This window comes from Microcoleus sp. N3A4 (genome assembly GCF_036701805.1).
Classification (GTDB): Bacteria; Cyanobacteriota; Cyanobacteriia; order Cyanobacteriales; family Microcoleaceae; genus Microcoleus.
The window spans coordinates 1-21,581 of record NZ_JAUBRJ010000004.1 but is presented as its reverse complement, the minus strand read 5'-3'; the positions used below and the strand labels follow the sequence as shown (position 1 = coordinate 21,581).

General features: G+C 48.4%; 21 protein-coding genes. 6 read left to right on the top strand and 15 right to left on the bottom strand.

Annotated elements, in window-relative coordinates; all coding sequences use genetic code 11:
• Positions 1-8: 8 nt before the first annotated feature.
• From QUA56_RS03635 to QUA56_RS03600, 8 genes are all read right to left on the bottom strand, one after another.
• Positions 9-920, bottom strand: coding sequence for a hypothetical protein (locus tag QUA56_RS03635; RefSeq protein WP_333353351.1), 912 nt, complete (start codon positions 918-920; stop codon positions 9-11).
• A 169-nt stretch (positions 921-1,089) separates the two neighbouring features.
• On the bottom strand, positions 1,090-1,434 hold the full coding sequence (locus QUA56_RS03630) for a DUF5615 family PIN-like protein (RefSeq protein ID WP_333353348.1): 345 nt from the start codon (positions 1,432-1,434) through the stop codon (positions 1,090-1,092).
• 4 nt (positions 1,435-1,438) lie between these two features.
• Complete coding sequence (locus tag QUA56_RS03625) at positions 1,439-1,765, bottom strand: DUF433 domain-containing protein (protein ID WP_333353346.1); 327 nt, start codon at positions 1,763-1,765, stop codon at positions 1,439-1,441.
• Positions 1,766-1,890: 125 nt separating this feature from the next.
• Entirely contained in the window at positions 1,891-2,178 is a 288-nt protein-coding gene (locus tag QUA56_RS03620; protein WP_333353343.1) for a hypothetical protein, read from the bottom strand.
• A gap of 174 nt (positions 2,179-2,352) precedes the next feature.
• Positions 2,353-5,007 (bottom strand): protein-arginine deiminase family protein, encoded by a 2,655-nt coding sequence (locus QUA56_RS03615; RefSeq protein WP_333353340.1) that lies wholly within the window; start codon positions 5,005-5,007, stop codon positions 2,353-2,355.
• A gap of 127 nt (positions 5,008-5,134) precedes the next feature.
• The gene (locus tag QUA56_RS03610; protein ID WP_333353337.1) at positions 5,135-5,476 is read right to left on the bottom strand and encodes a DUF5615 family PIN-like protein; all 342 of its coding nucleotides are present in this window, start codon (positions 5,474-5,476) and stop codon (positions 5,135-5,137) included.
• A 3-nt stretch (positions 5,477-5,479) separates the two neighbouring features.
• Positions 5,480-5,806 (bottom strand): DUF433 domain-containing protein, encoded by a 327-nt coding sequence (locus QUA56_RS03605; RefSeq protein WP_333353334.1) that lies wholly within the window; start codon positions 5,804-5,806, stop codon positions 5,480-5,482.
• A gap of 53 nt (positions 5,807-5,859) precedes the next feature.
• Positions 5,860-6,186 (bottom strand): DUF433 domain-containing protein, encoded by a 327-nt coding sequence (locus tag QUA56_RS03600; protein ID WP_333353332.1) that lies wholly within the window; start codon positions 6,184-6,186, stop codon positions 5,860-5,862.
• Positions 6,187-6,763: 577 nt separating this feature from the next.
• Between QUA56_RS03600 and QUA56_RS03595 the strand changes: the two genes are divergently transcribed.
• Positions 6,764-7,078: a hypothetical protein gene (locus tag QUA56_RS03595; protein WP_333353329.1), complete on the top strand. Its 315-nt coding sequence runs from the start codon at positions 6,764-6,766 to the stop codon at positions 7,076-7,078.
• Positions 7,079-7,098: 20 nt separating this feature from the next.
• Here the strand turns inward: QUA56_RS03595 and QUA56_RS03590 are convergent, their stop codons facing one another.
• Positions 7,099-7,794, bottom strand: coding sequence for a hypothetical protein (locus QUA56_RS03590; protein ID WP_333353326.1), 696 nt, complete (start codon positions 7,792-7,794; stop codon positions 7,099-7,101).
• Between the two features lie 260 nt (positions 7,795-8,054).
• On the opposite strand from QUA56_RS03590, the gene QUA56_RS03585 reads away from it, so the two are divergent.
• A complete protein-coding gene (locus tag QUA56_RS03585; protein WP_333353323.1) occupies positions 8,055-8,255 on the top strand; it encodes a type II toxin-antitoxin system HicB family antitoxin in 201 nt (66 codons plus the stop codon).
• Between the two features lie 7 nt (positions 8,256-8,262).
• Here the strand turns inward: QUA56_RS03585 and QUA56_RS03580 are convergent, their stop codons facing one another.
• Genes QUA56_RS03580 through QUA56_RS03570 form a run of 3 tightly spaced genes read right to left on the bottom strand, consistent with a single transcriptional unit; the run spans position 8,263 to position 9,310 of the window.
• Complete coding sequence (locus tag QUA56_RS03580) at positions 8,263-8,451, bottom strand: hypothetical protein (protein WP_333353320.1); 189 nt, start codon at positions 8,449-8,451, stop codon at positions 8,263-8,265.
• A gap of 27 nt (positions 8,452-8,478) precedes the next feature.
• Positions 8,479-8,805, bottom strand: a complete 327-nt coding sequence (locus tag QUA56_RS03575; protein WP_333353723.1) for a PIN domain-containing protein — start codon at positions 8,803-8,805, stop codon at positions 8,479-8,481.
• A gap of 25 nt (positions 8,806-8,830) precedes the next feature.
• Positions 8,831-9,310, bottom strand: a complete 480-nt coding sequence (locus QUA56_RS03570) for an excisionase family DNA-binding protein (RefSeq protein ID WP_333353317.1) — start codon at positions 9,308-9,310, stop codon at positions 8,831-8,833.
• 245 nt (positions 9,311-9,555) lie between these two features.
• Here QUA56_RS03570 and QUA56_RS03565 point away from each other — a divergent pair, with 245 nt between their 5' ends.
• The gene (locus QUA56_RS03565) at positions 9,556-9,708 is read left to right on the top strand and encodes a hypothetical protein (protein WP_333353314.1); all 153 of its coding nucleotides are present in this window, start codon (positions 9,556-9,558) and stop codon (positions 9,706-9,708) included.
• A gap of 75 nt (positions 9,709-9,783) precedes the next feature.
• Here the strand turns inward: QUA56_RS03565 and QUA56_RS03560 are convergent, their stop codons facing one another.
• Entirely contained in the window at positions 9,784-11,145 is a 1,362-nt protein-coding gene (locus QUA56_RS03560; RefSeq protein WP_333353311.1) for a proton extrusion protein PcxA, read from the bottom strand.
• Positions 11,146-11,197: 52 nt separating this feature from the next.
• Between QUA56_RS03560 and QUA56_RS03555 the strand changes: the two genes are divergently transcribed.
• Complete coding sequence (locus QUA56_RS03555; protein WP_333353308.1) at positions 11,198-13,420, top strand: recombinase family protein; 2,223 nt, start codon at positions 11,198-11,200, stop codon at positions 13,418-13,420.
• Positions 13,421-13,827: 407 nt separating this feature from the next.
• Positions 13,828-17,127 (top strand): Ig-like domain-containing protein, encoded by a 3,300-nt coding sequence (locus QUA56_RS03550; RefSeq protein ID WP_333353305.1) that lies wholly within the window; start codon positions 13,828-13,830, stop codon positions 17,125-17,127.
• Here QUA56_RS03550 and QUA56_RS03545 read toward each other — a convergent pair.
• Positions 17,120-17,467 carry a hypothetical protein gene (locus tag QUA56_RS03545; protein ID WP_333353302.1) on the bottom strand — a complete coding sequence of 116 codons (348 nt, stop codon included), beginning with the start codon at positions 17,465-17,467 and terminating at the stop codon, positions 17,120-17,122. The two genes, QUA56_RS03550 and QUA56_RS03545, sit on opposite strands and share 8 nt — an antisense overlap.
• On the opposite strand from QUA56_RS03545, the gene QUA56_RS03540 reads away from it, so the two are divergent.
• The gene (locus QUA56_RS03540) at positions 17,439-20,156 is read left to right on the top strand and encodes an Ig-like domain-containing protein (protein ID WP_333353300.1); all 2,718 of its coding nucleotides are present in this window, start codon (positions 17,439-17,441) and stop codon (positions 20,154-20,156) included. The two genes, QUA56_RS03545 and QUA56_RS03540, sit on opposite strands and share 29 nt — an antisense overlap.
• A gap of 344 nt (positions 20,157-20,500) precedes the next feature.
• Here QUA56_RS03540 and QUA56_RS03535 read toward each other — a convergent pair whose 3' ends face one another.
• The gene (locus QUA56_RS03535) at positions 20,501-21,199 is read right to left on the bottom strand and encodes a rhomboid family intramembrane serine protease (protein WP_333353297.1); all 699 of its coding nucleotides are present in this window, start codon (positions 21,197-21,199) and stop codon (positions 20,501-20,503) included.
• Positions 21,200-21,581 lie beyond the last annotated feature (382 nt).

Below are 21,581 nucleotides of genomic sequence, written 5' to 3'. Positions count from 1 at the left end.
TATACTTGCTATTTGACTTCAATTCTAACACCGTAGTTTGCTTGGCGGTCGCCCGAAATTTCAATAGTATAATCGCCGCTGCTGGTTAGTTGACCTTCCCACTGACTTGTACTATTTGCAGTACCTACTTTTTCACCGTTAGGAGCAATAATTGCTGCGCTAACTTGACCTTCTTGAACCTTTACTGTCATGCTTTGGCCGCTATTGCACTCCAGTAAGTAGCGCTTGGATATGTTGGCTCGCAAACTACTGTTTAGAGTAGTTCCCGTAGCACCGGCTTGAAAGTTTACTCGCTCAGTTACAGGGGTTTCAACCGCAGCGGGTGAAGGAGAAGGCAGCGGCGACGGCGACGGCGAAGCAAGTTGCGGAACCCCAGACAGGGAGGGTATTTGAGTGGGATTGGGCGACGGGGCGGTTGCTGGTGGCCGTGCCGTGCCTGGTGCTGGGGGAACTCCGGGCAGGCGGTTGGCGGGCGCTGCTGCGACAGGCGGAGGGCTTTGGGGGAGGGGTACGTCAGCGGGCAGCCTGATTTGAAGGTTCGCTCTTTCCTGATACATTCTCCACGCTACCAAACTGCCGAGACTGAGTACGGAACCGACTAACATTCCGCTAAGAAAAACTGCCAAAATTTGCCACTTTCGAGCTGGTTTCGGCTCGGGACTTGCCGTTTGAATTATTGGAGGCGGATAACTTGCAGGTTGAGTTGTTTCCGGCGCGATATCGGCGGCAATTGGAATTGTTTCGGCTTCATCCATTGCGGTTGAAATATCTTCGGGGGCGGCAATTTCAACCGGAGTTTCTGCGGGTTCGGAAGTTGAATCGGCACTGGCAATTGCAGTGCGATCGAGCTCATCGCTGGTAGGAGAAATTGTTTCCGGTTGCTGAGTCAAATTTTGTTTTTTTTCCTGTTCGTCGCTCATGGGGCTAAATTTATTTTAGAAAGACCGCTTTTAGACATTTTACGTTACTGGTGCGATCGCCTGCACTGCACCGGTACGGCAAGGCCCTTGACAAAATGCCGTCCGTGTCGAGCGAGAAATCTGTCGGCTGGGGCGATCGCAATTTACCAATTTTTAAAATCTCTGTTACTTATTGAGATGGACGATTGACTCTAACCAGCATTCCTGTCAATGTTTCCACATTAGAAATAGCCTCCGAAATTCGTGTAGCCATCCTCTGTCTGTCCTGCTGATCGTCTTTGCAGACAATGATACCAGCATGGTTAGGTTGTGAAGTGTGCAGTCGGATAAAATCGATTCTATTGAGTGTTAAAACTGCCCGTTTCTTTGTAACAGCAAAAGCCAGGACAGCTTCATCAGGAATGCCCAGATTTGCATTCCTCGCTTCTTGTACAGTAAGCACATCGTGACCTAGAGCGCGAAGTAATTCAACTACTACCCGAGGGAATTGTTCATCTGCATACAAACGTGCCATTATGTTAATCTATATCGTTCAACTTAATTGCTGCTTCAATCTCGTCAGGAAATGCTTCAGCATAAGCCCAGGCATTTTTCAAGTCGCTAGCACTAAGATGCGGATAATCTTCTAAAAGTTGAGCGTCTGTTCCACCTAATCGACGAGACTCTACCAGTCCCCAAACAGAAATTCTAGTCCCTGCAATCCTGGCATTACCGCCAACTGTACCGGGAGTTTTTTCAATTCCCTGCCAGGTGTTGGCTAAACTTTGAGCTAATATCTGTATTGCTTGAGCTTTCTCGGGCGGAGTCAGGGAAAGCAGTTGCGGTTCTAATTCTTTTAGTGTCATAGTTAATCAGCGGTTTGGCTGCTGGGAATGTCGTATCTATATTATAGCGATGGAGCTTTTTACTGGTAACAATAAACTATCCCACATAAAAATGGTACTTTTGTGGAACAGGCCGGAAAGCCTGTTCATAAAAATGGTGCAAGATATTTGTCGCGATCCTCTCTAATTAAAGCGGTACTATCTAGTATCATCCCCATATTCGCGGGACGAGACTCGCGACGGCGGCTGATTTCTGCCAATAGTTCTGTTACAGACTTTTTACGTTTTCCTGAGAGGGGTTTTGTCTCTGTTGGCAACCCAGTTTCTAAAAGGGCGATCGCAAACGCGCTAATCGAGCAATTTTGAGCATCGGCTAACTCTTGCAGCTTCGTATACAATTCCTCTGGTATATTTTCTATTTGTAGGGTAGCCATCTCTTAAACTCCTAGCCTAGTTTTGCTAAATATTAGCATAGGGAGGCGGGTTTAGGAGGTATATTGCGATTTACCGTTGGGTGGGGGCGGGTTTACGAGATTGTTAGTTACAGGCGCATATTGTTGGTGAACCCGCCCCTACAAATTCCCGATTCCCGATTCCCCATGCCCATTCTAATTATTAGGCAAAGACTGCCAAAAAGGCGGCTCTTCTGGCTTCCTCACAGTATTCGTCGCCGACTGCACGTTTCCTTTCAATTCTTGATAATACCTGTCATCCAGAAAACTAACGCTGACGCCAGCAGGAAGCAGCAGTTGGCGCAATCTTTCTTGAGTGTAATCTACACCGTCAATCATTGGCCCGCGCGGATTTGAAACTAACAACTTGCCGTTAACTGGCACCGAATTGACCATATTCGGCCACCAAGCATAACCGCTGTAGCCAAACATCACCGGAACCTGAATGATTTGGTCGTCTCCGAGTAAAAACTCTCTTTTCAACTTCTCTACAATCGGATTAAGTTTCTGCTGTTGCAAATAGAGATTGTGTTGAATTAAAGCGCGATTTTTCAAAGCGGCGCTGACTGTTGTTTGAGTGCTCAAACCGCGATTTATCGTAACATCGCCGTAACCTCTTCCCTCCAATTCTTCCAACAGCTTAACTCCGGCTTCTGGACTGGCGATCGCCATTACATATTTTCCGGGAGTTTGAGCGGGAATAAAATTGATAATTTCATCGACTTGGCGAGTCAAAAGCCAAGAAGTATCAATATCCACTGGCGGCCCTTGAATTCTCTGAGCTTGAATAAAATCAAGTACCTCTGGATTAAAACTAGCATTTCCCGAATTCCCGTAATAAACTCGACCCATTGGGTGTCCGGGAATCGGCGGCGTCACCTGCAAATTTCCGTACCCGTCAGACCATTGAGTTACAGGGTCTAAAGAGCGAGGATTGCCAATGTTAAATACTTTCAAATCCCGGTCTTGAGTTGATTTAACAGCCGGGTTTTTGTCTTGGTCGCGATTGCTTTTTATGGCTACATTAAACTGGCGTATTTCTGATTTTTCGGGGAGTTGAACGTAGCCGTTTTTCTGGGTATCTTGCATCCAAGCGCGATCGCCCTGGATAATTTTTACTTGAGCGCCCGTGGGTTCTACTGCTTGTTTTAGTTGGGAGATAAATTCGCTATTTGCCGAGCCTCTGTCGCTGACCGTAACTTCGGTTACTGGTGCTGTATTGGGTGCTATCATCCAAGGACTAACGCCCATTTGAATTGTTGTGGAGGCGATTTCTTGACCGTTGTTGAGAGCAGTAGCTTTGAGATTTACAGTGCCGTTCCAATTGCGATCGGCAAATTGTTTTGCTTCGACACCTAAAACAATATCCGTGCTGAAAACTAGAGGTTGAGCACCGGATATATCTACAGGTTTCCAGCCGTCGCCAGTCTTTTGGAAAACGCTGATGTGAGGGCTGGAAATGCTGTCAGCAGTGATAAATAATTGAGAGGTTTTGAAGTTTTCAGACAGTGTTAAGTTAACTTGAGACAGCATCGCTGCACGGCGGGGGACGCTAACTTGGGTTTGTTGCCAAGTTGGTATCTTGCCGCGATCGTTATTGCGATCGTTAAATAAAATTAGCGCGCCGTTGGACAAAGACCATTGTTCTTTTCCGGCTTCGTCTTGCTCGTTGATTTGGCCATCTCTGTTGGTATCTCCCGCAAAGAAAAAGTTCGACGGGGACGCTGCGGGCGTAACTGGGGCGATCGTTGGTGTTGCAGTTGATTCAGGAGTTGGTTGAGAAGTTGCTTGCTGATTTCTCTCTAGTTCTTGCTTCTCAAGTTCTTGTCTGGCTAATTCTTGCCTTTGTAGTTCTTGCTTCTCAAGTTCTTGTTTAGCTAGTTCTTGCTTCTCAAGTTCTTGTCTAGCTAATTCTTGCCTTTGTAGTTCTTGCTTCTCAAGTTCTTGTCTAGCTAATTCTTGCTTTTCTCGTTCTTGCTTCTCAAGTTCTTGTCTAGCTAATTCTTGCTTTTCTCGTTCTTGTCTAGCTAATTCTTGCCTTTGAAATTCTTGTTTTTCTCGTTCTTGTCTAGCTAATTCTTGCCTTTGAAATTCTTGTTTTTCTCGTTCTTGTCTAGCTAGGTCTTTTTTCTCTTGCTCTTTTCTCTCTATTTCTCGACGAGCAAATTCTTTTTTCTCTTGCTCTTTGCGGGCTCGCTCTCTTATCTCTTCTTCCTCGGCTCTAACTTTTTCAACAGAACGTGCAACTTGCATTTCATAGGTAGCGACACTGAGGTTTCCTTGGTATTCGATGGTTTTGTCGATCGCCCCCTCAGCCAAAAAAGAACCGTGAGGAATAAGTCGCAGCGTATTGATAGCCAACTGCCACAGCCGCTGCGACTGTTCCCAAGTAGCAGAAGAAGGATTAGAAGTGCGTCCAATTTCGACTGCTTGGGCGGCTAATTTAGCAGCATCGTCCCAATTATATTTGGCTCTTTCTTCTATTTGAATCTGAATTTGAACCTTTTGGAGTTGCTGCGTCAGAGTTTGAGATTGCTGGCGGTGGATTGCTGATTTCCAAAGTTCTGCAGGAAACGGGGCGCTGTCGGAAGTTTTGGCCAGGTTATCTAATTGTACTTTGAGCCGATCGCGCAATTTGTAGAGTTCCGAAAGGGATTGCGGAGTTTCGCCGTCTGGCTGTCGCCCAGAGAGTGCGAGTTGGTAGTTTAGGGAAGGTTGAGCCACTGTTGCGGGGACTGCAACCCAAATAATACCGATGACGACACCGAAACCATTGATAATGGCGATCGCAATATATCGAACCCAGCGCATATAGTTTATCCTCAGACACGCCAATAATTTTACCTAATCTTGGGAGCAATGGGGGATTTAATTGTAAGATTTGTAGGATGGGTTTGGCGATGGCGTCCCGTCCCGTCCCGCAAGCTACGGCTTTTTTTCATGTCGAAGGACGGTTAACTCGAATCAATTTACCCCTCAACGATTCTTCAGCAGAAATAGCATCATTAATTCGGGTAGCCTGTCTTTCCCAGTTGCTATCTTGAGTACAAATGATAATACCAGCATGGTTGGGTTGTGAGCGATGCAGTCGAATAAAATCCCCTCGATTGAGAGTTAAAACTGCTCGCTCATTACTCACTGCAAAAGCCAATACATCCTCATCAGGAATCCCTAATCCTGCGTTTCCAGCTTCTTGAACTGTTAATACATCATGACCGAAAGGTCGAAGAAACTCAACTACTGGCAACGGATACTGTTTGTCTGCATAAATTCGCGCCATGTTTTAGGCTTCCTCATTTTCTTTGATTGCTTGTTCAATTTCTTCTGGGTAAGCATCAGCATAAGCCCAAGCATTGACTAAATCAGCCGCAGTCAAATGGGGATAGCACTTAAAAAGTTCAGCATCGCTGCATCCGAGACGGCGATAACCCACAAGTACCCAAACTTGTATGCGAGTATTGCCGACACAGGCATCTCCTCCACAGACACCGAGAGTCTTTTTAATGCCTAAAGAACCGTTGCTTAAATTTTGAGTTAGGATGCTGATTAGTTTAGCTTTATCAACCGCATTTAAGGTTAAGACTTGAGTTTCTAATTCTTGTATAGTCATAAGTGCGATCGCCGGAATATATTATCTAGATTATAGCAAATTCGCGCCATGTTTTAGGCTGCCTTATTTCTAGCGATCGCTGCTTCAATTTCCTCTGGGTGTGCCTCAGCATAAGCCCAAGCATTCACCAACTCTGCTGCACTCAAATGAGGAAAGTCTTGCAAAATCAGCACATCATTTGCACCCAGAATGCGATAATTTACCAGCGACCAAATAGGTATGCGAGTCTTGGCAATTCTAGCATCCCCACCACACACGCCCAGAGTTTTTTCGATTCCTTGCCAAGTATTGCTTAAACTTTGAACTAATAGCTGTATTGCCTGAGTTTTTTCACCTGGAGTTAAGGCAAGGAGTTGTTTTTCTAATTCTTTGAGTGTCATTGTTGGCTATCTAATTAAGATTGAATAACATCAAGTTCGGTTGGAAGACATGGCACTGCCATGTCTCTACAAACAATTCGGGTAGGGATACGGCACTGTCGTATCCTGACAAATGCCTGCAATTAACCTGAATTTGAATGCAATCTATTAGCTAGATTATAGCGTTTGAATCAGTACGATCGCCCTCGGCGCTGCCAAATTCTGGCAATACTGATTCCCGACCTGTAGCTGCAATTGAAAAAATGGTAGAATTTTATTAATGCGCGATCGAGAAAATCATACACCGCTATTGTAGAAATTATTCGCAGGAATTACGCACTCAGACCAAACAAACAGATTTTTTAAGATAATCTGTAGCTGCGTGCGAAGTATTTCGCAAAAAACCCGGTTTCTGACCGCGCACTCAGACCAAAGAAACCGGGTTTTTCAGGGAATTTGTGGCTGTATACGAAGTATTTTTGCAAAAAACCCGGTTTCTGCCTTCCCACGAGTCAGTCTTATATTCATTTAGTCGCTTTCTCCATAAATGGAAGTAAAAATCGTGAAATCGCCCTGTTATTTCCTAATTTTTATCCTTATGGGATTATCCTTAACAAGCTGCGAACAGGCGAAGTCATTTCAAGAAATAGATCGCACATTTAAAAAGAGTAATGCGATCGAACAACACAATTTTAACTTGCAAGCGGGCGATCGCACGATCGATCGAACTAACAACATCCAAGCAAGTCCGAAGAGTTGGAAGTTCGATCGAACTACCAACTCACCGGAAGAAAGTGCGATCGTGTTAGGAATTTTCTGGTTTTGTTTGATGTGTTATTTATTAGTTTGGAAGTTTCGCGGGATGGAAGAAGCTAACAAGATGCTGAGAAGAATCAGAAGAAGAGTGAAGTGAGGATAGATACTTGCTAAACCTCATTTTTTCTTAGTGCGGTTGCGTTTTCTCGATTCAGCCGCCGTATTTTTTGCTTTTTTTTGCTTTTCTTTACTTGCTTTAGATCCATTGACAGCACTATCACTTATCGGTTTGCTGAAAAATCCCGATGTATCGGAGTTTTTAGCTGCAATTATAGGAGCAATGCTAGCATTATATATCTCCTGAAATTGTGTTAGACCTTCCCCCGTACTCATATCAAACCCTGCTTGATTACCGAGCGTTACAAAGGATTTGGCAAATCCAAATTTAGAGGAATCTTCCATAATCTCCTTAAATTCCGGCTCGATATCCCGCAGGTATTTGATAATTGAAGTGGCATTTCGCAGTTTAAATTCTCGCTTCAAAAATTGCCATAACGCCAATAATTCCGGGATAGCATTTTCACCTTCTTCCGGCGAAAGCAAACTCACTTTCCTGGGAAACAACTCTTCGACTACAGTTGCCACATCTTCCACTTTCATGCGAGGCAGCGTAAAACCTTCATAGCCGAAACCGTAATAAATGAACTGCGAGATCCAAAATCCAACGTCTGGATAAGTTTTACAGTATTCTTCTCCTTCGGGAGAATTGACAAATAGCTCGATTAGCGTTTCCTGATAATCTTCCAGGAGTGGTTCTGCTTCGTCATAATCTAGGTCATTTAGTTGGCGGATATTAAAAGGTTTATCTGACATAGTTGAAAATTTTTTAATTTAATTGACTTTAGCTCTAAGGTTAGTACAATTTTTGCCGAGCTGTTAATTCTTTAGGATTTTATTATATTTAAAAATCTCTGTTCGTAGGTATATTTGACTAGCACCGATCGCCCGTGACTATTTAAACCAAGCTAGCATTGTATAGGGCGATCGCCCTCTCCACAAAAGAGCTATCGATGTGATATGATATCCAAATAAAACTATAATTGTTTGAGCTTGGCAGTCCACCGCTTCAAATTATGAAGTCAACACAACAGTTTACAGCAATTATTGAACGAGAAGGCGACGGATATATATCCCTTTGCCCGGAACTTGATATTGCCAGCCAAGGTGACAATATAGAAGAAGCCCAACGGAATATTATCGAGGCGATCGAACTATTTTTTGAGACAGCAGATCCTTCTGAAGTCAAAAATCGGCTGCATAGCGATCGCCCTTAACTACAACTTACGAAATATTTTCATAATAACGTTGAATCTTATCTGCAAAAACCGGAACTTCTTCCCTCAACCTGACAAGTAATTCATCAACAGTCAGGGGTGGATTTTTCAAATCCTCAACTTGTTGGCTGACTGCATTAGCCATCAAATCCGGTGCAACCTCATAAAGACGATTCAGAAAAACATCGGGGTGCATAGCCGTAATTCCCCAAGGATTTCAAGACTATCGTGGAAAATCTCTCAGGTTGGATGTAACAATAACTTGAGCTTTAGCAACTACCGCAGCCGCAGCGACATGACGATCGCCTGCATCGTTAGTCATCTGTTGAATCACATTCTCTGGAACTTCAACCATTGCATTAGGAAAAGCTTCCTTAAGTGCAGCCTCAAAATGCGCCGCCCTCTCACTTTTCATCCTTCCAGTATTAACAAGATTGCGAGTTGCACCGTCTAAAATTTCTTGCGACCAATATAAATCATACAACCCAATCTCCGCAGCACGAAAGAGCGTATCGCGCAAGTGCATAGGAAATATCACGCAGGAATCCAAAACAACAGGATAAGCAATCAACCTGCTAGCTGTATACTCTGGTCTCGTGCAATTCCTCTTCTTGGCTAAACTCAGCTAATTCCTTGAGAATTTCACGGCGCTTAACACTACGCTGCTGTTTATAGGCGATCGCACTTGCCAAACTTATCCGCCGCTGGTTTCCTACTTTTTCATAGGGAATTTCCCCATCATCGAGCAATTTGACCACAAATTCTGGCGACACATTCAGCAAAATAGCAGTTTCTTCAACAGTCATATCTTGCTCAATAGGCACTAAAGATACTGCTTTACCAGCCGCCATTAAATGTGCAGCTTGACACAACAATTGATAGAGTGATTCAGGAAGTGCGATTTCTTCCCCATCAACTTCCAAAAGTTTTACTTTTAATATCTCAGAATCACCATTTTCTCTCTTGAGACCTAGCATTTTATCCAACAATTTGATAGCTTTTGTTTCTTCTTCTGTCGGTAAAACGGGCTCTAGGAGTATTTTTTGCCTGTTCATGGAAATGTTTCCTGAATTGGTTTAATACGATTATAGTATATAAGTAGGTAAACATATATAGAACCTATTTGACATCTTTTACTGTCTTGAGGTAAAGAGTTTACCCGCGCAATGGAACGGGAATCAGAACAGATGCAGGCAATTCGGAATCAGCCAACGTATGCTAGACCTTTGAGTCGGGGCGATCGCCATACGGTTCGGTTCAGAAAGTTATCAGTTGAGGAAAGCAGGGAGAGAAAAAATTATTGTTCAATAACTCTTTTTCTTCCCCTGAATCCCCTGCCGATCCGAACCGTATGGCGATCGCTCAAGGTTGTCTTATGTCCATCGAGAATTATTTGAATGAGGCGATCGCACTTCTTCAAGTTAAATTTTTATTCCAACTTCTTCGTTTGTGAAACTTCCAAGTTTAGTTTGGGTCAGACTCCAATTCGGTTCTTTGTTGTAGTTCTCCTGCTTCCCACATCTGCCGATTATTCGTTCATATTCTTGTAAGTAGCAACTGCCGAAGGTGAACTCCGGTTTAAATAGCGAAATATCCAATACTTAAATACTGTATCCAAGATAACTGGAAAAGTCGCAATGAACAGAAATATAAACTGCCTATTTTCTGGCAGCCCCAAATGCCTCGATAAACCTTCGAGAATTATTTCCCAACCGTGAGGCGAGTGAAATCCGACAAACACGTCCGTAAACAAAATAATTACAAAAGCCTTAGCACTGTCGCTGAGACCGTAAACCACATCGTCCATGAAAGACTTTAAAATCTCAATCTCTTTCTTGTTAGTGACGATAATCGCCGCAAAGGCAATGCAGGAAATCAAATCGGCAAAAACATTTTTAATAGCTCCACCACTTTCAGTGCGGTATTCCTCCGCTAGCTCAACTGCTTTCTCGGCAATCTTATTTTCCCTTTCCTCTAAAGAAAGCGACGGAGCCCTGCCAATTAACACTTCAAATTTGAGGTGCTGCTCAAATCTCTCCAGTTCTTTGAAGGCTTCTTCTTCCATGTCAACATTTATGAATACGGGAGCATTTTGCTTGACCCTAAAATGGTCAATTACTGGCCCGACTATAAAGTTTTTGGAAATTTGATTCGCCAACAGCGGAACTAAAATCAAAAGCAAAATAAATCTCAGAGAAATAATTGTTTTTACTTTGGAATTGCGAAAATTCTTGACTACTTCTTTTTCAGCTCCCGGGTCTAAATCTTTAGTAATTCGATTCAAAGTTCCCAAAAGCGAGCGCGGTAATAAATTTACTTCTTCATAGTTAGTGTCAACCTCACCATCATGAATTTGAACAAAATTAGCTGAACCTTTATTTGCGTCATTTTGAGAGCTGCTATTTGTAGATTTCACCTGCACATTTAGCGAACTGACTACCGGGACAATGGCAGTAGATTTACTATTATTAATATACTTATCGATGACTCCATCAATAAACTCTAGCTTCTCAAATACAAGGGATGCTCGATCTTTATTGTCAAGACCTAATCCGTGCTGGTGACGATCCGCGCTGTGTTCCGGCTTCGGTTTTGCCCCCACGCGCTCCGGCAGTTCCAAAAAAGAACGGCTAGCATTAAACTCAACCATTCTGGTTTGGATGACCTTGAGGTATTTTTGCAGTTCGGATTTAAAGTAAGACAGGGTGCTATGTCCGTAATCTCCCGATCGATCCGAGATTCCTTGACCGCCAAAATGCTCGTCTTCGAGCGCCTTAATTGCTAACGCAGCATCGTAAGCCTGTTCTAGGGCCCTGTCAGGCGTTTCTCGATACCATTGGTGAGCGCTGTAGAGATATTTTACAATCCTGTCCCAGGGAGAAGTATTCATAGCTAAAGCTGGTTAGTTGGCTGTAGACATTAGTGATTAAAGTATTCACGGTATGGTAACAAATTTACATAAATTGGGAACCGCCCGCGAGGATTCAATTTGGATTGTCGGAGCCGCCCGCAGCGGCAAAACCGCTCGTTTAGTCGAGCAGTTCTGCATTTGGAGCAAAACTGTCAAGCCTCTGCCCGCAACAGTTTCAGGGTTCCGGGGTTCCGGGCGGCGGCGGGCGGGACAAACTGCCCCAGCAATTTTAGTCTTAGCAGCTAATGGGGACAATCGGCTGGAATTAGCCGATCGCATCGCCGTAGCTACCCAAGGAAAATATACCTTTCACTCAACAACACCCTTCGGTTTTTTTGAGCAGGAGGTATTGCTATTTTGGCCGCTGCTAGTTCAGTCGCTGGATTTGAGGGCTCAATTTCCCCTGCGGCTGCAACCTGAAACAGAATTGGAACTTGCCGCGAGACTCTGGCGTCGCGAACTAGACGAAGGCATTTTGCAACAAACAGGGGTAAGTCCAAACCGAATGGTGCGTCGCACTCTAGACTTATTGCAACTGGCTGCTGTCAGCGGTACGCCGAGAGAAGAAATTCCCAGCATTCTAGAACAGGGATTGGCTGGGGAGGGCGGCTCGAACCACCTGTGGAGTAGCACGGGAGAGTTGCTCGAAAGGTGGCGGGAATGGTGCTTGACGCGGGGGCTGCTGACTTACGGGATTGTTTGCGAACTCTACTGGCGTTATTTGTTGCAGGATGGCACTTACCAGCAGCATTTGGCCTCTAGATACCAAGCTGTCATCGCAGATGATATTGACGATTATCCGGCGATCTGCCGCCATTTGTTCGATCGAATGCTCGACCAAGGTGCGGCGGGGGCGTTCTCCTACAATCCAGATGGAGGAGTGCGTTTGGGTTTGGGGGCTGACACGGAATACCTGGCCGGACTCGAAAGCCGCTGTCAAAGCGTGGAAAAACTGGACGCAAAAACCGGTTTAGCCCCAGAAATTGGGGATTTAGCGGTAAGTTTAGCAGTTAATGCTGAGGGTTTTTATCCTTTAGGCTTGAGTTTGCCCGGATCGGTTCGATCGCTCCAAACCACTTCCAGGGCTCAACTGCTGCGAGAAACCGCCGAAATCATCGCGGATGCGGTGAAGTCACAAGCCGTGGAACCGCAGGAAATCGCCGTAATTGCCCCGGGGATGGATGCGATCGCCCGTTACAGTTTAACGGAAATTCTGGCGCGAGATAATATTGCCGCCGTATCTCTCAACGATCAGCGTCCCCTATCGACTACCCCAGAGATTCGAGCTTTGCTGACTTTGTTAGCGTTAGTTTATCCGGGACTAGGCCGTTTAGTCGATCGAGACGGCGCAGCCGAAATGCTGGTAGTGTTGGGCAGCCAAAAACACCGTTCATTGGAAACAGAAGATTCCAACCCCACGTTCAGTCTAAAATCTCAAATCCAAAATCAAAAATCGATCGACCAAGTGAGAGCAGGTTTAATCGCCGATCACTGTTTTTGTCCAGATATCGATCGACCTCAATTGCTGCCAATTACAGCCTTTCCCCGGTGGGACAGACTCGGACACCGAGCCGCCGGGGCCTACGAGCAGATTGTGGAGTGGATCGAACAACAGCGTTCGCAACAGCAGGAGCGGCTGTTGCCGAGTCCAATTGCCCTGCTCGATCGAGCGATCCAGAAGTTTCTCATGAACGACAGATACCTGCCCTACGATCGGCTAGCAGCCCTGCGCGAGTTAATGGAAACCGCCACCCACTACTGGGAAATCCACGGGCGAATGCAGCGCGTAGAACCAACAAACGGCGGCGACTCAGAAACGATCGCCCGGTTCATCCAGTTGTTGCGCCAAGGAACCGTCACCGCCAACCCCTTTCCAGTCAGTCCAGAAGGCCCAGCAGCCAGAGCCGTCACCCTCGCCAACATCTTTCAGTACCGCAGCAGCCGCCGCGCCCACAAATGGCACTTTTGGCTGGATGCCGGCTCGCCCCTGTGGCTGAGCGGCGGTGCGGCGACATTGTTTGGGGCTCCCTTATTTTTGCGATCGCAACTGGGGCGTCCCTGGCAAACCGAAGACGAAACCGCAGCCGACCAACAGCGGCTGCGGCGAATCCTGCTAGATTTGTTAAGTCGCTGTTCCGTGCTTTACCTTTGCCACAGCGAACTAGCCGTCAACGGACAAGAGCAAACTGGGCCTATGATGCCCCTAATTCACAGTTCTGTTGCTTACCAGAGGTCATCGGTGGTTGCAAGGTAGAAGGCTTTTGAAGGAACTTATGTATAAGACATTCGTCAGAGTAAAAAAAACATGAATGCAAATCCTGTTTGGGCTGAGGCGATGTTAAAGTGTACCCAAAACAGGCATCAAAACGTGCAATCATTAATATTTTGATAAGTCAAAAATGCCAGGTTAAAAAATGCCTATAGCCATAGCAAATTTGAGTGAGTATGTTAGAAATGAGCGGGCTTAAGTGAGCAACGGCTAAAACAGAATACCGAGATACCCGCAGGCTTAAAGAAGTCGGGGATCGAACAGCGAGATCGTTTTACGTTAAATTAGGTTGACATACTTATTAATCAACTTAAAGCCAAAATTTTGGCAAGAAACTGATTGTTATCAGTTCTTAAAGTCAACAGGAATCGTCGTTTAAAGGAGCCAAAATAATGCCAAGTGCAGTGCCAGTAGTAATTATACCAACACCAACACCAGAACCGACACCAACACCAGAACCGACGCCAACTCCAGAACCGACGCCGACACCAACTCCAACTCCAACTCCAACACCAACTCCAACTCCAACTCCGACGGGAACTCCCACTCCCTCCGGTGACGACACATTTGGCGGCATAGACGACACATTGGGCGGAGGGCAAGGTACGTCGCCTGCAATCATCGGCGGCGTAGTCCGCGGCACAGACACCAACGACTCCTTAGTTGGCAGTATCGGCCCCGACGTGATTTCCGGGCTGCAAGGCAACGACAACCTGCAAGGAGCCGACGGCGATGATTTAATATTTGGCAACGACGATGACGATGTGTTGTTCGGCGGGCCCGGCAACGACGTTCTCGATGGTGGCTCAGGACTCGATACCCTGTACGGAGGCAAAAACAACGACTCCCTCGACGGGGGAAATAACCCCGACCTGCTGTACGGAAATGACGGCAACGACACGGTAATCGGAGGCGAAGGGAGAGACACGGCTTACGGCGGCAAAGGCAGCGACAGCTTGCGTGGCGGGTCTGGCGACGACAGCTTTTTGGGCGATCGAGGCGACGACATCGTGTGGGGCGACCAAGGTAACGACTCGCTCTTCGGCGGCGACGGCGAAGACTTGCTATTTGGCAACGAAGGAGGCGACTGGCTATACGGAAACGCCGGGGGGGACACAATTTTTGCCGGCGACGGCGACGACATCGTATTCGGCGGTGACGGCGACGACATCGTGGACGCCGGTGCTGGCAACGACGTTATTTGGGGCGAAGCAGGCAAAGACGTAGTGGCAGGAGGCGAAGGCAGAGATGTCTTTGTCATCGGTGCCTTCAGTTCCCCCAGCGGCAGCAGCAACGGCACTAACCCGGCATTTTTCACCACAGGCGGCCCCGATATCGCCGATGCCGACATTTTCACAGACTTTCGCCAAGGCGAAGATTCGATCGGGTTGAGCGGCGACCTCAAGTTTGAAGATTTGGTAATCTTCCAAAGCACCGACACCAAAGCCGGCAGCACGATTATTCGCAACGGCGTCAGCGGAGACTTTTTAGCAGTATTGCCCGGAGTGGACAGCAGAACCCTGGGGCGAAGCTCATTTGTAATTGCCCCGACAGTTCCCGGCAGCGCCACCCCGCTCCCCCTGCCGACGCCGAGTCCGAGTCCGACGCCGACGCCGACTCCGACAGCAAGTCCGACACCGACGCCGACAGACAGTCCGACACCGACGCCGACAGCAAGTCCGACGCCAACACCGAGTCCGACGCCGACGTTCCCGACGCCGACAGCAAGTCCGACGCCGACACCGACGTTCCCGACGCCGACAGCAAGTCCGACGCCGACACCGATATTCCCGACACCCAGTCCGACGACCTTCCCCAATCAGCCTCCAAGAGCAGTTGACGACAACTTCACCACGGTTGCGGGTCAACAACTCAGTCTCAACGTTCTGTTCAACGACACTGACCCGGACAAGAACGCTCTGACTGTCACGACTTTTACTCCACCAGCCAAGGGGAGTCTGGTTCCCCTAGGCGGCGGCGTATTCACATACACCCCGAATGCCGGCTTCTCGGGTACTGACAGCTTCAGCTACTCGATCTCAGACGGCAACGGCGGCACAAGTCAGGCGGTAGTAACCATCAACGTCAGCAGCCCGCCGCAGCTAGTAATTAACCAGGGTGTGGTGGTTGCCAAAAGTGCTCCTACCCAGACAATCACCGCCGCCGATTTGTTGGTAACAGATAACGACAACTCGCCGTCGGAAATCGTTTACACGATTACCCAAGCCCCCGACGCTACCAGAGGTTTTGTCCAAAGGGGCGGCACCTTTCTCAACGTCGGCAGCAAATTCACCCAAGACGATATCAACAACAACATCGTCAAATACAACTTGCTGGCGGCTGGCGGCAACGACAGTTTCACGTTTACAGCCTCCGACGGGTCTGCAACTCTCGAACCGATATCTTTCAGCATCACCGTTGTAGATAATATTGTCGATCGTACCCAACTCCCCGCCAGCAGCTTTACAGGCAGCAACCTTAGCGACTTCATCATCGGCGGGGCCGGCAACGATACCCTCTCTGGGGGCGACGGCAACGACATCATCGACGGCAGGGGCGGCGACGACCTCGAATTCGGTGAGGCAGGGAACGACTCGGTGCTGGGTTCGACAGGCAACGACACCATCGACGGCGGACTGGGCAACGACACCATCGACGGCGGAGACGGCATAGACTCGCTCATCGGCGGACTGGGCAACGACCTGATGTTTGGTGGCAATGACAATGACATCGTTTTAGGCGGTGACAACGGCGACACCATTGACGGCGGCACAGGCAATGACTCGATATTGGGAGAATCCGGCGAGGACTCCATACTTGGAGGAACCGGGCTCGACACCTTATTGGGTGGCATTGGCGACGACACTCTCGACGGCGGTGCAGGGGACGACATTCTCGACGGCAGCATCGGCAGAGACTTGCTCGACGGCGGTATCAATAACGATTCTCTCTCGGGCGGCGACAGCGAAGACACGATTTTGGGTGGAGAAGGCAACGACACGGCACTCGGAGGTGCGGGCAACGACTACGTGTTAGGCGAGGGCGGCAGCGACTCGCTGTTCGGCGAAGCGGGCGACGACACTCTCGACGGCGGCGGCGGCAGCGACTGTCTCAGCGGCGCCTTCGGCAACGACTTGGTGTTGGGCGGGGATGACAACGACTCGCTTTCCGGCGGTGCGGGCAATGACATTTTGGGCGGCGGGGGCGGTTCTGACTTGCTCACGGGCGATGCTGGCGATGATTTCTTCTACTACGAAACTCCCAGCGAAGGCGTGGACGTGATTGCTGACTTTAACGCCAGCGGCAGCGGTACCGACAGATTCTTGTTCAGGTCGTCAAATTTCGCCGGTTTAACCAACTCGGGAACTACTAACGATTTCAGCAGTTTTATCGTCAGGAATATCGGGTCTAGCGGCGACAACATTAGCAAGCAAGAAGTCATTTTGTTTGAATCTAAATTTGATAACGCTCAAGCAGTAAATGCAGTGTTGAAGAATCAAAACGGTTCGAGCCAAACGGGAGCTTTCTTCGTGTACCTGAACAATACTTTTAACAAGTACGTTCTCGGGTTCGATCCAAATGTGGCAGATGACAGTCTGCCGGCTTTCGATTTGGCAGTTTTGAATTCTATTCCTACAGTGCCGGGAGCTCTGAGCACCGTCATTACTGCCTCTGACTTTAAGTTTATTTAGTAGTTAGTTTTTGAGTAGCGTCGCAAGGAGTCGAAACAATGCCGAGTGCAGTACCGCTAAATATTATTATCCAACCGGAGACATCGCCTACGCCGTCGCCGGGGACTTCGACAACAATGACGGGGACTTCGACAACAATGACGGGGACTTCGACAACGATGACGGGGACTTCGACAACAATGACGGGGACTTCGACAACGATGACGGGGACTTCGACGGGGACTTCGACAACGATGACGGGGACTTCGACAACGATGACGGGGACTTCGACAACAATGACGGGGACGGGCCCGGCGATTTCGATCACGCCCGTGCCGCGGCCAACTCTGACAGTTCCCACACCTCCCCCAGAGCCAGTTTTTGTCGATGGCTTAGTTGTCGGAAATGATGGGAATAATTATTTAATCGGTAGCTTGTTCAATGACACGATTTCCGGGGGTGGCGGCGACGACACGCTTCTGAGTCGGGACGGGGACGATATAGTCAAGGGCGATGACGGTAACGATTCTCTCAACGGCGGTGCTGGTAAAGATATCGTTGAGGGCGGGAGCGGCAATGACACGGCGCGGGGTGGCAAAGGCGATGACTTGGTTTCTGGCGAGGTGGGCAACGACGTAGCTTTTGGCGACCAGGGCAACGATATTGTCTTGGGTTCTGAAGGCAACGACACGCTGTACGGCGGTAAAGGCAATGACTGTCTGCGCGGAGGTGGGGAGGACGACCTGATTTTTGGCGACAAGGGCAGTGACACTGTTTTTGGTGACACGGGTAATGACTGCCTGATCGGCGCTGCGGGCAATGATATTTTGTTGGGCCAGGAGGGCGGGGATGTCATCACCGGCGGTGTTGGTAACGATACTGGTGACGGTGGCGAGGGTGACGATCTGATCTTCGGCAGCGACGGCAATGATTCTCTGTCTGGAGATGCTGGGGATGATATTATTTCGGGCGATCGCGGGTCTGATACTCTGACAGGAGGCGACGGATCGGATATCTTTGTTCTCGGTAGGGTGGGCACGTCGCCTGCAGGCAACGGGTTTCTCACTACTGGCGGCCGCGAAATCGGCGATGCTGATTTAATTAGAGATTTTAAGGCTGGAGATTCGATCGGTCTGGCTGGAGGTTTGAACTTTACAGAGTTAGAAATATTCCAAGGTCAAGGCTCGAATTCTAGCAACACGATTATTAGGGACAGACAAACTGGGGAATTTTTGGCGGTGTTGATTGATGTTCGATCGAACTCGCTAGATGAATCTCGGTTCACTACAGCTCAAATACCCCGCGTAGACGACAATCCCTTCACCATTCAAGGGACAAGTCCTTCTCCGACACCGACGGGGACAAGTCCTTCTCCGACACCGACGGGGACAAGTCCTTCTCCGACACCGACGGGGACAAGTCCTTCTCCGACACCGACGGGGACGCCGACACCGACGGGGACAAGTCCTTCTCCAACTCCGGCACCGACTCCAACTCCGGCACCGACTCCGACTCCGGCACCGACTCCAACTCCGGCACCGACTCCAACTCCGGCACCGACTCCGACTCCGGCACCGACTCCAACTCCGGCACCGACTCCAACTCCATCACCGACGCCGGGGACAACTGTGAGTCCAACTCCTTCACCGGGGACAACTGTGAGTCCAACTCCGTCGCCGGGGACATTGCCGACACAGGTTCCGAGTCCGAGTCCGACTCCGACTGCGGGCGGGACAACTCCGAGTCCGAGTCCTTCGATAGTCCCGACTCCAACTGCGACAACCCCAACTCCTCCGCCGTTCGGCGGGGGGCCGACTCCGCCCGGTTTTACATCTCCGACTCCTAACGAGCCGCCGATCGTGGAAACTGGTAAAACGCTGACTGGTTTGCAGAATTTGCCTCTGTCTCTGAGCATTTCGGCGCCCAGCGACCCGGAGGGCCAGCCGCTGTCGATCGCGGTAGTAGGACTTCCCAATCCTACTTTCGGTCAGGTAATTACGGGTACGAACCCGATCGCCCTGAACCAAAAGTTAACCGTTCAGGATTTACTCGGGCTGACATTTAAACCTGCAACTAATGCGATCGGGCAAGCGGGTTCTTTCAGCTACAGCGTAGCTGACGACCAAGGCGGGACGGCAGCAGCGTCAGTGGCGATTAACATCAACTCTTTCGATACCTCCGTAACTGTTCCAACTATCCTGTCGCCGATTGTTGTCGATGACGGCATCGTATTTACAAATACGAATAATTTGCTGCCCACTTTCATCGACGTACTGGCGAACGATTCCAGCCCGCAAAAAGGGCCGCTCAACATTATCAATGTCAGCACACCGCAACTGGGGATAGCTGTAAATCTTGTCTCTCAGGTGCAGTTTATTCCCGGCAACGTAGCGGGTACAACTGCTTTTACATACAGCGTCAGCGACGGATTCGGGACAATTCCGGGCGTAGGTACTGTCACCGTTCAAATCTTGCCGGCAGATAGCGGCCCTAACAAGTTGATTGGGGGTTCTTTGCCGGACAATTTCAACGGTTTGCTGGGCAGCGATACTGTTGACGGTCAAGGCGGTAACGATACGATTAACGGCGGTTTGGATAACGACGTGCTCGTAGGCGGCCCGGGGGCAGATACCATGACGGGGGGCGGCGGCAGCAATCAATTCCGCTATACCAGTCCTGCGGAAGGTGGGCTGGCGTTTGATGCGGCTTCTTCGGCGGCGATCGATGCTGCGATCGCGGCGGGCGGATACGATGTGATTACTGATTTTAACGGCCTCGGTGTGCCGATCGCCGATCAGTTTAATTTTGCCCCGGGATTCCCCAATCTCAGCAATGGCAGTCAAGTTTTGCTGAATGTGCAGACAACTGTTTCTGCAAATATTCTGGGAGGAACTGCTTTCTTGTTTGCCTACGATTCCGGCGGCAATACTTACATCATTTATGACGGCAATGGTAATAATGTCACCGGCGGCGATTCTCGCATTTTTGCGAAATTAAATGGTGTAACTGGGGTTACTTCTCTGTCTGGATTTGACTTCACGTTTATCTAGAGTTGATAGTTGACAGTTGATAGTTGTCCGTTGATAGTTGATAGTTGATATCAAATCCGTTAGCATCGGAATGATATAAACGGAGGACACGGCAGTGCCGTGTCCCTACAATTGATCGCGGTAGGGAAACGGCACTGCCGTGTCCTCTATATCATTCCGGCGCAGCCGGAATTGATATGATATAGCAATCCTAAATGATTTGCTTGCACCATACGCGAGAAAGATGCTCGCACTACAAAGGATTCTAGTCTCGATCAATTTGCGACTGATTTAAGACTGCTATAGTTGACAACCAACAACGGACAACGGACAACTGTCAACTATCAACTGTCAACAAACTAAATCTAATTTTCCTCAGAAAAAAGTCCCAATAAAGGGCCGAGAATAGCGCCGAAAACAAAGCCGCCCGCGTGGGCCCAGTAGGCAACTCCCCCGGATTCCATGCCGACACTTGCCGGGGCATTCAAGGAAGCCAGGCCGCTCAATGCTTGCTGTGCAAACCAAAATCCTAGAAAGAAGAAAGCGGGGACTCTGACGGTGGTAATAAAGATTCCCAAGGGCAGCAGTGTCAGAACTTTGGCTTGGGGATATCTGAGAATGTAAGCTCCCATCACGCCTGCGATCGCGCCGCTAGCACCCAGAGACGGAATGGCAGATGCTGAGGAAAAAAACCACTGAGTTAGTGATGCTAAAACGCCACAAGTAAGGTAAAATATTATAAATTTGACGTGTCCTAAACGGTCTTCTACGTTGTTGCCAAAAATCCACAGAAATAACATATTTCCGGCAATGTGGAGAAAGCCTGCGTGCAGGAATTGGGAGCTAATTAGTGTCGTCCATTCGGGAAATGGCGAAACTGGCAGCGCTACCCGACACATATTGCTTAACTGGCAAGGAACTACGGCCCAAGAGTAGAAAAATTGGGTTAATTGTCGATCGCCCAAGGAGAGTTCGTACAGAAATACTAATATGTTTGCAGCAATCAGTCCGTAGGTAACGTAGGGAGTGGTACTAATGGGATTGTCGTCGCGTAAGGGAACCACAGCTTTTTTCTCCTCAACATCAAAATATTGGCAACAGGATAGCGCATTTATCGCGAAGCTGTCTCCTGTCGGAAGGAAGAAGTTATTAGTTATTAGTTATTAGTTGTTATTAGTCAGTTGTTTGTTGTTGATTGTGTGTAGAATTTACCTGTTGTCGGGATGGCCGTAAATAATATCAATTCCGGTTGCACTCCTTATGATATAGAGGACACGGCAGTGCCGTGTCCCTACCGCGATCAATTGTAGGGACACGGCACTGCCGTGTCCTGATTTCGGGTTATATTAATTCGGATGCAACCGGAATTTATAGCCTTTCTCAAAAAGATGAGGTATGACTGACAGCTTACATAACCAGCCAGACTAAGAGGGCCCAAGCCCAACA

What these genes read in the sequence shown, in the direction of transcription:
- QUA56_RS03595 (WP_333353329.1), top strand. Translation starts at nt 6,764, where the DNA reads ATGGGATTATCCTTAACAAGCTGCGAACAGGCGAAGTCATTTCAAGAA.
- QUA56_RS03585 (WP_333353323.1), top strand. Translation starts at nt 8,055, where the DNA reads ATGAAGTCAACACAACAGTTTACAGCAATTATTGAACGAGAAGGCGAC.
- QUA56_RS03550 (WP_333353305.1), top strand. Translation starts at nt 13,828, where the DNA reads ATGCCAAGTGCAGTGCCAGTAGTAATTATACCAACACCAACACCAGAA.
- QUA56_RS03570 (WP_333353317.1), bottom strand. Translation starts at nt 9,310, where the DNA reads ATGAACAGGCAAAAAATACTCCTAGAGCCCGTTTTACCGACAGAAGAA.
- QUA56_RS03635 (WP_333353351.1), bottom strand. Translation starts at nt 920, where the DNA reads ATGAGCGACGAACAGGAAAAAAAACAAAATTTGACTCAGCAACCGGAA.
- QUA56_RS03560 (WP_333353311.1), bottom strand. Translation starts at nt 11,145, where the DNA reads ATGAATACTTCTCCCTGGGACAGGATTGTAAAATATCTCTACAGCGCT.
- QUA56_RS03555 (WP_333353308.1), top strand. Translation starts at nt 11,198, where the DNA reads ATGGTAACAAATTTACATAAATTGGGAACCGCCCGCGAGGATTCAATT.
- QUA56_RS03590 (WP_333353326.1), bottom strand. Translation starts at nt 7,794, where the DNA reads ATGTCAGATAAACCTTTTAATATCCGCCAACTAAATGACCTAGATTAT.
- QUA56_RS03600 (WP_333353332.1), bottom strand. Translation starts at nt 6,186, where the DNA reads ATGACACTCAAAGAATTAGAAAAACAACTCCTTGCCTTAACTCCAGGT.
- QUA56_RS03620 (WP_333353343.1), bottom strand. Translation starts at nt 2,178, where the DNA reads ATGGCTACCCTACAAATAGAAAATATACCAGAGGAATTGTATACGAAG.
- QUA56_RS03605 (WP_333353334.1), bottom strand. Translation starts at nt 5,806, where the DNA reads ATGACTATACAAGAATTAGAAACTCAAGTCTTAACCTTAAATGCGGTT.
- QUA56_RS03630 (WP_333353348.1), bottom strand. Translation starts at nt 1,434, where the DNA reads ATGGCACGTTTGTATGCAGATGAACAATTCCCTCGGGTAGTAGTTGAA.
- QUA56_RS03580 (WP_333353320.1), bottom strand. Translation starts at nt 8,451, where the DNA reads ATGCACCCCGATGTTTTTCTGAATCGTCTTTATGAGGTTGCACCGGAT.
- QUA56_RS03610 (WP_333353337.1), bottom strand. Translation starts at nt 5,476, where the DNA reads ATGGCGCGAATTTATGCAGACAAACAGTATCCGTTGCCAGTAGTTGAG.
- QUA56_RS03615 (WP_333353340.1), bottom strand. Translation starts at nt 5,007, where the DNA reads ATGCGCTGGGTTCGATATATTGCGATCGCCATTATCAATGGTTTCGGT.
- QUA56_RS03625 (WP_333353346.1), bottom strand. Translation starts at nt 1,765, where the DNA reads ATGACACTAAAAGAATTAGAACCGCAACTGCTTTCCCTGACTCCGCCC.